Raw genomic sequence first — 11,761 nt, 5'->3', positions numbered from 1 at the left:
GACTCGATCATCCGGCCGTGACCGACGTGGCGCGAATCATCCCCGCTTGCGCGGGGCCGACCACAGCGCCCCGTAGCGGGCGGCCCGACGGGACGAATCATCCCCGCTTGCGCGGGGCCGACCACGAACCCGACGTCATCCGGGACGGACTGCGGGAATCATCCCCGCTTGCGCGGGGCCGACAAAGCGCAGGCCGTGGCACTGCGCACACTCCTGGAATCATCCCCGCTTGCGCGGGGCCGACCTCCGCAGCAGCTGCCGTACTGGGAACGCAAAGGAATCATCCCCGCTTGCGCGGGGCCGACCGTGACCCATCCGCGCTGGACGTAGGCGCCCGAGAATCATCCCCGCTTGCGCGGGGCCGACCGCGCAGCATCACGACAACCTGCTGAACGTCGCGAATCATCCCCGCTTGCGCGGGGCCGACAACGCGTAGGCGTCGTCCAGCTGGAGCTCGACTGGATCATCCCCGCTTGCGCGGGGCCGACAGGGTCGCGTTGCGCCTGCCAGCGTGCCAATGCGGATCATCCCCGCTTGCGCGGGGCCGACGAACGGCGTCGGCCCGTACTCGCGTAGACCGAGGGATCATCCCCGCTTGCGCGGGGCCGACACTTGCTGACCTGGGATGTTACCGCCGGAAACGAGCCGAGAGAATCAGTCCGTCAAAGTCGACCGGGCGCCAGCGGTCCCGACCAGCGGTACGGACAGCCCAGCCCTGCTCGTTGGCGGCGGGCTCGACGAGGACCACCTGCCCGTCACCGATACGACTGGCGAGCAACTCCCAGAGACGGTCCTGGACACGCCGACCGGGCCGCAAGCTTCGCTGATGCCCCGCTTGATTCGTGGGCGAGGACAGCAGAGGCGACCGGAATGTCCGAGATTGGAAGTGGCCGAATTAAGGCGCTTGCAGGCCAGGGGCATGGGGATGATCGGATTGCTGTCGCGGTGGCGTCCTTTCAGGGGGTGCCAGATCCTGTTCGCGGTTGTCTGCCAACTGTCTCTGGGTGGTCCTGTCCGGCTAACTGGTGACCGGAACAGGGAGACGCGTCATGGGCTGGTCGCAGGTTGTCGGTGGCGGTCGCTATGGTGCGGCTGGTGTCGACACGGGAGCGCATTATGGTGGAAGGGCATTTGACGTCAGGGTTGGAACCGGAGGTGGCCCGGTATCTGGGCGTGCTGTGGGGGAAGTCGAAGGAGAGAGCCGGCGGCCAGACCAATCTCCTTCTGTCGCACCTGCTCGATACCGCCGCCGTAGCAGAACAGATCTGGGATCACTTCCTGGCGCCCTCCACTCGGACGCTGGTGGGGGAAATCGCAGGCCGTCCGGAACAGGGGAGACGGTTTTTCGCGTGGCTGTGCGGTGTGCACGACTGTGGGAAGGCGACACCGGTACATCAGCGGCTGTGGCCTGAGGGTGGACGCGCCGTCCAGCAGGCCGGCCTGACCTGGCATGAGCCGACAACGGCGAAGAGCAAGTGGCGGCACGACAAGGCCGGGGGTAACCTCGTACGCCGGCTGCTTTCAGATGCCGGTTGGCCGCCGGAACACGTGGACTGGATCTGGCCGCTGGTAGCCGGGCATCACGGCGTGTTCCCGTCCGAGGGCCAACTTCAGGAGCAGAGAAAGTGCAGGGGCCAGTTGTTGGGAACGGGCCGGTGGCCTGAGGTTCAGAGGGCGGTGCTGGAGGTTTTCACCCGCGAACTGGGCTTCCCCGATCTGGTGGCGGTAAAGCCGGTTCGTGTGCCGTCGAGGGCAGCTCAGCTGCACCTGAGTGGTCTCGTGGTGATGGCTGACTGGATCGCCAGCGATGAGGATCATTTCAAGGGCGAGGACGATCTAGAGAGAGTCTGCCTGGCTTCGGCTCGTGGCCGTGCAGAGGCGGCATGGAAGGCGCTTGCCCTACGTCGGGGCTGGGGATCCGTGTCGGTTCCCGGACCGGAATTTTTTCAGGATCGGTTCGGCCATCCTCCGCGGGCCTCACAGGTGATGGTGGTCGAGGCCGCGCGGCGGATGGAGGCTCCCGGCCTGTTGGTGGTCGAGGCCCCGATGGGTGAGGGCAAGACGAAGGCGGCGCTGGCGGCGGCGGAGGTGCTTGCGGCGCGGTTCGGAGCCGACGGGATCTTTGTTGGGATGCCGACACAGGCGACAAGCGACCCGATGTTCAGCCAGGTGCGTGCGTGGCTGTCGACGATCGATGCCGATCTGGCTGCCCAGGTTGCTTTGCTTCATGGTAAACGAATGTTCAACAAAGAGTGGAAGGCGCTTCTGGAAGCGGCGGGACCCGATCCGGACCGCCGGTTCGGCAGTGTGGACGAGTGCGGGATGTGTATTGATGACGATCCGTTCGGCCGTGATGCCGCGACCTTCGGTACAGAGGCTGCGTGGGACACCGTTCCGCCGGAACGGCAGGCGCCTGCTCAGTGGTTCCTGGGGGCCAAGAGAGGGCTCCTGTGCCCCTTTGTCGTGGGGACAATCGACCAGCTGTTATTCGCGGCGACCCGGACCAAGCATGTCATGCTGCGGATGGCCGGCCTTGCGGGCAAGGTGGTGGTGCTGGACGAAGTGCACGCTGCGGACGTCTACATGTCGCAGTTCCTCAAGGAGGGGCTGCGCTGGCTGGGGCAGGCCCGGGTTCCGGTGATTCTGCTGTCTGCGACGCTGGCGCCCGGCCAACGCCGCGAGCTGATCGAGGCGTACCTGGCGGGGGCGGCCTCCCAAGAGGAGTACCGGATCGAAAGGGCACCTGAACCCCAGGGTTACCCTTCCCTCACGGGCGTCTGGCTCGATCCGGATGGGGCGACGCCACGGTTTCTGCTCGACAGCACCCCGACCTGGCGTTCGGACCTCCCGGTTCAGGTGGAAATTTTGCCGGAGAAGATCCTTGGTAGGCGCGCGGCGCGGGAAGAGAAGATCGACGCGCAGGATGTCGCCGACCGCGCGGTCGCCGATCTCCTTGAAGACCGGCTGATCGAAGGCGGATGTGCACTGGTGATCCGCAACACGGTCGCGCGTGCGCAGTCGGCATACGTCGTGCTACGGGAACGCTTCGGCGGCGACGTGCGGCTGCTGCACGCACAACTGACCGTCCAGGATCGTGCGGACCGCACACGACAGTGCCTGGATCTTCTGGGTCCGGAGCGGGAGCCAGAGTCCAACCGGGAACCCGGAGCGACCCGGCCGTCTCGCCCCTCGCGACTTGTGCTTGTGGCCACTCAATTAGCTGAACAGTCTTTTGACGTTGATGTGGATCTACTGATTTCCGATCTGACCACCATCGATCTGCTCTTGCAGCGGATCGGTCGTCTCCATCGCCATTCGGGAGTGAAGCGCCCAGTTCCGGTTCACCTCCCACGGGTGGTTGTGACCGGTTTTAGCCCCGGCAACGGAAAGCGACCGTCGATTCTCTCCGCCAGTGAGAAGATCTACGGCCGGTATCTGCTGCTGCGCTCGGCCGCGGAGGTGTTGAGCGTGGTCGGGGTGTCGCGGGAGATATCCGGCGCTGGGGGCGCCGGCGGTAAATGGTCCATCCCCAGCCAGGTACCCGAATTGGTTCGTCGGGTGTATGACGATCAGGAGGATGTGGTCCCATCCGCGTGGGCTGAGGACGAGGAATCCGCGAGACAGGAGTGGGCGGCGGGGGAGCGAGCCCGTGCTGAGCATGCGTCCGCGTACCTGCTGACCAGGCTCGGTGAACATGAGAACAGCACCTTGGCTGGCCTGCACTTTGCTGGCGCCTCCGCGGGTAGCGGCGAGAGCTCGCTTGAAGCCGTGGTGCGGGATGGACCACGTTCCGTAGAAGTAATCTTGGTTGTTTGGGATGGGGGGATCTACCGGACGTTGGCCGGACGGCCTCTGACAGCCAACGGGGACGTGGCCCACGATCTGCTGGATGAGGTGCTCGGGTCTACAGTTCGACTTCCGGTAAATTTCACGGATCCCGCATTGAACGAGCTGCGTCCACTCCCCGCATGGCACGGACACCCATGGTTGCGATACAGCCTTGCCCTGGTCCTGGACGAAGCGCGCCGCACTGTGCTTGACGGCCAGACGTTGCGCTATGACGGCGACCGCGGTCTGGTACAGGAAGTCGTGGCGGCGAGCGGTCCCGCGTGTCGCCCCGGTTGAGGCAGGCGGGTTCGCATGGTGCGGTGAGCACCATGCGAACCCGACAGATCCCCGCGGGCGCGGGGCCGACTCGGCACCCTGATGCCGTACCAGACACAGACACGGGCCATCCCCGCCGGTGGCGCCATAGATCATGGACCACCTGTGCGGGGCCTAGGGTCATCTTCGCACTCGTACCAGGGACCCGGTGAGGGTCCGTCTGGCTTGCAGGGCTACTCTTCAGACAGAGTCATGGTCTAGACAGAGACAGTTACCCGATGAGAGGATGAGAGCGTGGCCGCGCCCAGCAAGTACCCGGACGAGCTGCGTCAGCGTGCTGTCCGCCTCGTGTGGAAGATCCGCGAGGAGCAGCCGACCGAAGCCCGCTATGCGATCACTACCGTCGCACGGCGGTTGGGTATCCACCCGGCGCCGGTTTGACTCATCCAGTCGAGGGTTCTGAATGATGTTCCAGCGTTATTTGGTCGGTTGTCGTTCATTATATTTGTACCGAGGGGCTCAATGGTGACCTATAGAAGCGATAGCGGTAGTTTGGTCGGGTAAATCTACATTGGAGATCAATTTGTTATTCAATCTTATTGATCAGCCCTGGCTGGTTGCACGCCCGGTGGGTGGGGGGCGGGTGGCCGAGTACTCGCTGAGACAGATCCTGATGGAGGCGGAGAACCTTGAGGATCTGGTGGTGGACGTGCCCACGCAGAAACCGGCCATCCTGCGGCAGCTACTGCTGCCGATCGTTCTGCATGCGCTCGATAGGGTTCCGGACAACCGCGCATGGGCGAGGCTCTTTCATGCTGGCGCGTTCAGCCCGGAGCAGCGCAAGGCGCTCAACGACTATCTCGACGCGTGCCGCGATCTGTTCGACCTCTTCCATCCAACAGACCCATTCGCACAGGTCGCGGATCTGCATACAGCCAGGGACGAGACCAAAGGAACAGCTTTGCTGGTGGCGACGGAGGCGACTGGAAACAACGTTCCTCTGTTCGCGTGTCGGACCGAGGGAGATCCGCTGGAGTTGACACCTGCTCAGGCGGCACGCTGGCTCCTGCACACCCACTGCTGGGACACGGCCGCAATCAAGACTGGGGTTGTGGGGGACAGCCAGGTCAAGGCCGGAAAAACCACCGGTAACCCGACCGGTCCGCTTGGTCAGTTCGGTGTGGTAATGCCCGTCGGTAGGACGCTCTACGAGACCATTCTGCTCAACCTGCCAAGCGGAGGCGTTCAACTTTCCGACGACCTGCCCCAATGGCTGCGGAGATCCCGGGACGGCCGGGTAGAGGAGACCCAGTCCGTCGCACTGCCGGCTTGGCAGGCGCGGGCGGCCAAAGGGCTGCTTGACCTGTGGACGTGGCAGTCCCGACGCATCCGGCTGATTCCACAGGAAACCCCGGTGGGGATACGTGTAACCCGCGTGATCGTGGCCGCCGGAGACCGCTTGAGTCAAACACCGGATTTCGAACCACACGCCACATGGACGCTGGACCCGGCAGGTGGTACCCGAGGCGGCAGAAGCGCCAGCTCGAGAAAGACCGGGAAACCCGCGAAACAGACCGCCCTCCTGCCGAGACGCCCGCGCCGCCACCAGCCGGGCAAGGCTGCGTGGCGCGGGCTGGACGCGTTGTTGGCTACAGATCGCGAGGACACGGATGCGACGACAACCACGGCCGGGTTCCACACCAGTCTGCTGCTCGACCAGCTGCGCACACGGCGTGAGACGATGCCCAGCGATTTTCCCCTGCAGGTCGAGCTGAGCGGCATTGTGTACGGGACACAGTCCGCGGTCGTCGAGGACATCCTGTTCGATGCGATTCCTTTGCCATTGACCTCCCTGGGTGCGGATTCCCTCGTCCACGCAGTCCTGCTGGAAATCACCTCACAGGCAGAGGAGCTCGCCCAGGCCGTGAATTATCTCTCCGCCGACCTGCGCCGGGCCGCGGGGGCCGACCCCATCCCGTGGGATCGCGGACAGCGGCCCGGCGACATGGTCCTACATGCCTTTGACCCATTGGTGCGCCGTTTGTTGGTCGGGCTCCGTGCCGTAGGCGAGGACGTCGACCAGATCGAACGCGGACAGCTCGCATGGGAGCAGGTGGCCTGGCAGCGCACATGGGAGATCGCCGAACAGGTCTTCGCCACCGCTCCGCCGACCACCTTCGCCGGGCGGATCGACCAGAAAAAGAACAAGGAGGGTAGCCAGGAAGGGAAGAAGGCAATCTATCGGATGAGTACGGCCGAGGCCAGCTTCCGTCGTCGAATCAACCAGATTCTCACCCGCGCGGCCGAAGCCCGCAGCACGCTGAAGCGCCCCGAGACCAAAGCCGATGCCGTCCCGACAAACGTAGTGTGAGGTATCCATGTTGACAAACCCGCATACTCGATACTGGAATCAGTATGTGGACGCGGACGGCGCGTGGAAACGTGACCCCCGCACCGCCTTGGAACAGCGCCCACCGGGTGAGGACCTAGCCACCTTGCGGTCCGGCCTAGGGCAGCCGGCCGGTTCTGTACTGGCGATGTGGCGGTTCTACACGTGTGTCGTCGATGAGAAAGCCGCACGGCGGGACGAGGTTTCCGAGGAGCAGGCCGCAGAGCACGCCGCTTTGGCCCTGTTCGGCCTGCATCAGCAAAGCCAACAGGAGCCGATGCATCATCCAACGGTCGGAGTCGGGCAGGCTCTGCGCGCTCTTCGGCATAGTGACAGGTTCAGCGAGGACGCCGTCGACGCCCGTGTGGAGGCCGCAGCCACGGCCACCAGCGTTACGGCCGTACTCTACCGTCTCCGGGGTCTGGTCACTCAACTGCGGACCATCCGCCAGCCCCTGGACTACGACCTCCTCATGAAGAACATCAACGACTGGCACTACGTTGAGTCCCGCCAGCGTGTCCGACGCGCCTGGGGCCTGGGGTACTACGTCTGGGGCCAGGAGGCTTCGGTCGGATCCAAGGACAAAGACACGACCTCTCCCAGCTCCTGATCTTCCTCGTAGTGGATCCGGCGAGCGCTCCCCGTTGACGGCAGCTTTCACCGTCTGTAGCCGATCCCGTCTCCGTTCCGCTCATCCAGCCGTCCAACCGCGCCACTGACGAACCGCTCAGGAGCGCCTCACATCCAGCCAGGAGACAGTGATGAACCCGCGTCTCTATATAGACGTCCACATTTTGCAGACCGTCCCGCCGGCGAACCTGAATCGTGATGATCAAGGGAATCCCAAGGAGGCATACTTCGGCGGTGTGCGTCGTTCCCGGGTCTCTTCACAGGCATGGAAGCGGGCTACCCGCATGGCCTTCGCAGGGCGCCTCCCTGAGGAGAAACTGGCCACCCGCACCAAGAAAATCGCCAGCCAACTCACCGAGCGTTTGGAGGCCCGCACCGACCTGGACCCCGCGGCCGCAGCCAGGATCGCCGGAGCCCTCCTGCTGGCCACGCTGGACATCAGAGCAGGTAAGAAGGCAGGGGACACCGCCTACCTGCTCTTCTACGGTCGACAGCAACTTGAGGAGATCGTCAACCTCGTCGTTGACCAACTGGACGAGCTTGCCGTTCTGGACGATGTTGACCTGGCCGCGGCGGTTAAGGAGTTTCCAGTACGGGAGAAACTCGGTGCCGGCCATCCTATGGACGTCGCGTTGTTCGGCCGGATGGTCGCTGAAATCCCCTCCCTCAACGTCGACGCGGCAACCCAGGTCGCTCACGCACTGTCCACTCATGCAACCGAGCTGGAGTTCGATTACTACACGGCTGTCGACGATGAGAACGCGAAGGAGGAGACCGGTGCCGGCATGATCGGCACGATCGGTTTCAACTCGGCGACTCTCTACCGTTACGCGACGGTGAGCCTACATCAGCTCACGGCCAACCTCGGCGAGGATACCGCCGCAGCATTCGACGCCGTCGAGCTGTTCCTGCATTCTTTCGCCCGATCGGCCCCCTCCGGCTACGGCAACTCCTTCGCTCATCGGACGCTGCCCAGCCTCGTCGCCGTGGTGGTCCGCCGGGATCAGCCGGTCAACCTTGTATCCGCTTTTGAAAACCCTGTCCGTGCGCGGAATGGCATTGTGGCGGTATCCGCCCGCCGCCTGGCTCGGGAACACATCCTCGCCACCAGCCAGTGGGGCGACACCCCCCTGCACACTGGCCTGTGCCACACGTTCGACCCCGACGACGAGGAGACCTCTGCCACGGCCGCCGCTCTCAGCACGGCGTTCTGCCCGGCTCAGCCCTTCCCCACGCTGCTCGCCAAGCTGCGTGCCAGCCTTATCGAGACGGTGAAGCAGGGCTGATGACCACCATTGACACTACCGAGAACGGCAGTAACCCCACCGAGCCGGCCCATCAGCTCGTCCTGCTCCTGCGCCTCGCGGGGGCACTGCAGTCCTGGGGTGACCGCAGTGCCTTCAACCGCCGAGAGACACGACCTGAACCGACCAAGTCCGGTGTCCTCGGGCTCCTCGCAGCCGCGGCGGGCCGGCATCGCGAAGCCTCGCTCGCCGACCTGATGGAGCTACGGTTGGGCATCCGGGTCGACCAACCCGGCACGCTGCTCCGTGACTATCACACCGTCAGTGACTATCGGGGTCGTCCCTTGCTCCAGGCTGGCGTGTCAGCCAAAGGGGTGCAGAAAGCCACGTCGCCAGCCAAGCCCACGCACGTCACCCAACGCTTCTATCTTCAGGACGCCGTGTTCGTCGCCGCCGTCGCCGGACCGCAGCCGCTGTTGGAATCCCTCGCAGCGGCCATCCGCCGACCCGCCTTCCCCCTCGCACTGGGACGACGCTCATGCGTGCCCACCCAGCCAATCTGGCTGGGGCTGCGCAGCGGCGCACTCCAGGACGTGCTCCGCGACGAGCCCTGGCAGGCATCGCAACACGTCCGTACGGCGTTCACCCGCCGTAACAAGAAACGCCCCGATCGGATTGACCTGTCGGCGACTATCGACGACACCGAAGGCGATGACATCCTGCACGACGTCCCCGTCTCCTTCGATCCCCGCAACCGGCATTTCATCAGCCGGCGCGTCCGCCACACCTGGCTGTCCGTGCCCACCGGATTCCCCCCTGCGGATGGCCCGGTGAGCCTCGAAGGCACCGGCGCCGAGACTGGGATCGGCGCGCACGACCCCTTCGCCCTGCTGGGTTGGTGACTCCCATGACCTACCTCTCCCGCATCCGCATCAACCCGCTGCGCGCTGAGAGCCGCAAGCTACTTGGCAACCCCCGGGCCATGCACGGCGCCGTCATGAACGGCGTCGCCGACGACCCACTGGCGGAACGGGTGCTGTGGCGCCTGGACTCCGACAACCCTCGCCGGCCCATGCTCTACGTCCTGACCAGGTCGCGGCCGGACTGGACGCACATCATCGAGCGAGCCGGCTGGCCGGATGCCGACGGGGAGCACGCCACCGTTCGCGGCTACGGCCCGCTACTCGCTCAGATCGCCGTCGGCCGTGAGTTCGCCTTCCGGCTGACGGCCAGCCCGGTGCAGAACACCTCGACCCCGGTGAAGCCCACGGCGGACCAGGCCGCACGTACCGCCCGCGGTGAGACCCGTTCCTTCCGTCTCGGCCACCGCACCGCCGCAGCCCAGCTTTCCTGGTTACTCCAGCGGACCCGGCGCTGGGGCTTCGAGATTCCCGAATCCCGGACGGACGCCGCCGCCCCTGGCCTCGCCGCCAGGCCGGCCGTCGATGGCGAGAGCACCGAGTGGCCCAGCGGGGACCATCCTCGAGAAGTTCGCATCACTGCCCGTGACCGGTGTTCCTTTGCCAAGAACGGTCGTGGCGCTCCCGTCGTCGTGCATACAGTCACCTTCGAAGGCCACCTGCGCGTCACCGACGCCGGCTTGCTCACCGACCATCTGCTGGGCGGCATCGGCCCCGCCAAGGCCTACGGCTGCGGATTGCTCACCCTCGCATCCCTGCGTGGCAGCCACTCCGGTCAAGAGAAGGACTGAATCATGGCCGACATCTGGTGGAAGGCCGACCCACTCGACCTGCATCGCCTGACGGACCGCGTCTCCAGCGTCTACGTCGAGCGTAGCCACCTCGACCGTGACGAGAACGCCATTGTGATCATAAACAGGCGGGAAACCGTTCGAGTCCCCGGAGCGATGATCGCCGTCATGCTGCTGGGTCCCGGCACCCGGGCCACCCATGCGGCGATCAGCTTGCTTGCCGACTCCGGCACAGCCGTGTGCTGGGTCGGTGAGCAAGGTGTACGCCTGTACGCTGCGGGCCTTGGCCCCAACCGTGCTGCGCGCCTGCTCTACCGGCAGGCATGGCTCGTCACCCGCACCAAGGAACGCCTGGCCGTCGCCCGCGCCATGTACGACATGCGTTTTCCCGATGAGGATGTCTCCGGCCTGACCATGCAACAGCTACGCGGCCGGGAAGGTGCTCGCGTCCGCAAGCTGTATCAAAAGCATGCCCAGCGCACCGGCGTTACCTGGCACGGCCGCGTATACCGCCCGGGTGACCCCTATGCCGCGGGCGACGACCTCAACCGCTTGCTTTCCGCGGCCAACGCTGCACTGTACGGAATCTGCCACGCTGTCATCGTCGGTCTCGGCGCCAGTCCCGGCCTCGGCTTCGTCCACACCGGGTCGGCCACTTCGTTCGTCATGGATATCGCCGACCTGTACAAGGCCGACTACACCATCCCGCTGGCTTTCGACCTTGCTGCCCAAGGCCTCACCGAGGAACGGGACGCACGCCTGGGCCTACGCGACCGCATCGCCGATACTCGCCTCCTCGGCCGCATCGTCGACGACGTCAAGACCCTCCTCAGTCCCGAAGGCTCCGAGATCAACGACACCGAGGTCAACGCGCTGTGGGATGAGCATGGTGGTTCCGTGCCCGGCGGAGTCAACTGGTCTACCGAACCCGTAGGCCCCCTCGTTACCCCCACCATGGGAGAACAGCACCTTGCCGTCATCGGCCCCGAACTTGATACTCCGGCACCCGAACCGGAGCTGGAATGACCGTCATCGTCCTCATCGCCGCTCCCGAAGGGCTACGTGGTCACCTCACCCGGTGGATGGTCGAGGTGAACGCCGGTGTCTTCGTCGGTAACCCCAGTCGGCGTGTCCGGGACCGTCTCTGGGAGTTGCTTGCCAGTCGTATCGGTGACGGGCAGGTGGTCCTCGTCGAGCCCGCCGCCAACGAGCAGGGCTGGGCTGTCCGTACCGCTGGTCGGGACCGCTGGCGCCCGGTCGACTTTGACGGACTGATTCTCTCGGCTCGTTTCCGGCGGTAACATCCCAGGTCAGCAAGTGTCGGCCCCGCGCAAGCGGGGATGATCCGCCCGAGCATCGCGTGGATCACCGCGCGCTCGGGTCGGCCCCGCGCAAGCGGGGATGATCCTCATCCGAACACCGAGCATGACTGTGCGGACATGTCGGCCCCGCGCAAGCGGGGATGATCCCTACGGGGCGATCGGATGACGATCTCCCGACCCGTCGGCCCCGCGCAAGCGGGGATGATCCGGAGCGACGGGCCGCCACTGTCGGACGTCGGGTGTCGGCCCCGCGCAAGCGGGGATGATCCCCGCTCCCTGTCTGGGGCACACCGGGAACGCCGGTCGGCCCCGCGCAAGCGGGGATGATCCCTGCTAGAAAGCGGGCGGGGAGGGCGCTGGA

Annotated in this window: 10 protein-coding genes and 2 CRISPR repeat arrays; of the genes, 9 read left to right on the top strand and 1 reads right to left on the bottom strand. The window is 65.4% G+C overall.

The window, feature by feature from the left end; translation table 11 throughout:
- Positions 1 to 33: 33 nt before the first annotated feature.
- Positions 34 to 610: a CRISPR direct-repeat array (repeat unit 28 nt; unit sequence GGATCATCCCCGCTTGCGCGGGGCCGAC).
- An 18-nt stretch (positions 611 to 628) separates the two neighbouring features.
- Positions 629 to 859: a type I-E CRISPR-associated endoribonuclease Cas2 gene (locus tag U9978_RS11660; RefSeq protein WP_416210937.1), complete on the bottom strand. Its 231-nt coding sequence runs from the start codon at positions 857 to 859 to the stop codon at positions 629 to 631.
- A 257-nt stretch (positions 860 to 1,116) separates the two neighbouring features.
- Here U9978_RS11660 and cas3 point away from each other — a divergent pair, with 257 nt between their 5' ends.
- The 9 genes from cas3 to cas2e all read left to right on the top strand — a co-directional run bounded on the left by cas3 (position 1,117) and on the right by cas2e (position 11,379).
- Positions 1,117 to 4,125, top strand: coding sequence for a CRISPR-associated helicase Cas3' (cas3, locus tag U9978_RS11655; protein ID WP_322761118.1), 3,009 nt, complete (start codon positions 1,117 to 1,119; stop codon positions 4,123 to 4,125).
- A gap of 273 nt (positions 4,126 to 4,398) precedes the next feature.
- Positions 4,399 to 4,545, top strand: coding sequence for a hypothetical protein (locus U9978_RS11650; RefSeq protein ID WP_322761117.1), 147 nt, complete (start codon positions 4,399 to 4,401; stop codon positions 4,543 to 4,545).
- A 130-nt stretch (positions 4,546 to 4,675) separates the two neighbouring features.
- A complete protein-coding gene (gene casA / locus U9978_RS11645; protein WP_322761116.1) occupies positions 4,676 to 6,475 on the top strand; it encodes a type I-E CRISPR-associated protein Cse1/CasA in 1,800 nt (599 codons plus the stop codon).
- 7 nt (positions 6,476 to 6,482) lie between these two features.
- Positions 6,483 to 7,103, top strand: coding sequence for a type I-E CRISPR-associated protein Cse2/CasB (casB, locus tag U9978_RS11640; RefSeq protein WP_322761115.1), 621 nt, complete (start codon positions 6,483 to 6,485; stop codon positions 7,101 to 7,103).
- Between the two features lie 151 nt (positions 7,104 to 7,254).
- Positions 7,255 to 8,409 carry a type I-E CRISPR-associated protein Cas7/Cse4/CasC gene (cas7e, locus tag U9978_RS11635; protein WP_322761114.1) on the top strand — a complete coding sequence of 385 codons (1,155 nt, stop codon included), beginning with the start codon at positions 7,255 to 7,257 and terminating at the stop codon, positions 8,407 to 8,409.
- Positions 8,409 to 9,269: a type I-E CRISPR-associated protein Cas5/CasD gene (gene cas5e, locus U9978_RS11630; RefSeq protein ID WP_322761113.1), complete on the top strand. Its 861-nt coding sequence runs from the start codon at positions 8,409 to 8,411 to the stop codon at positions 9,267 to 9,269. Before cas7e ends, cas5e begins: the two co-directional genes overlap by 1 nt.
- Positions 9,270 to 9,274: 5 nt before the next feature.
- On the top strand, positions 9,275 to 10,078 hold the full coding sequence (gene cas6e / locus U9978_RS11625; protein ID WP_322761112.1) for a type I-E CRISPR-associated protein Cas6/Cse3/CasE: 804 nt from the start codon (positions 9,275 to 9,277) through the stop codon (positions 10,076 to 10,078).
- A 3-nt stretch (positions 10,079 to 10,081) separates the two neighbouring features.
- Positions 10,082 to 11,104, top strand: coding sequence for a type I-E CRISPR-associated endonuclease Cas1e (gene cas1e, locus U9978_RS11620; protein ID WP_322761111.1), 1,023 nt, complete (start codon positions 10,082 to 10,084; stop codon positions 11,102 to 11,104).
- Positions 11,101 to 11,379: a type I-E CRISPR-associated endoribonuclease Cas2e gene (gene cas2e, locus U9978_RS11615; RefSeq protein ID WP_322761110.1), complete on the top strand. Its 279-nt coding sequence runs from the start codon at positions 11,101 to 11,103 to the stop codon at positions 11,377 to 11,379. The genes cas1e and cas2e overlap by 4 nt, the downstream gene beginning before the upstream one ends.
- A gap of 18 nt (positions 11,380 to 11,397) precedes the next feature.
- Positions 11,398 to 11,730: a CRISPR direct-repeat array (repeat unit 28 nt; unit sequence GTCGGCCCCGCGCAAGCGGGGATGATCC).
- Positions 11,731 to 11,761: the final 31 nt, after the last annotated feature.

Source organism: Protofrankia sp. Cr2, from assembly GCF_963555885.1.
Taxonomy (GTDB): domain Bacteria; phylum Actinomycetota; class Actinomycetes; order Frankiales; family Frankiaceae; genus Protofrankia.
This window is presented reverse-complemented; position numbering and strand designations above follow the sequence as displayed.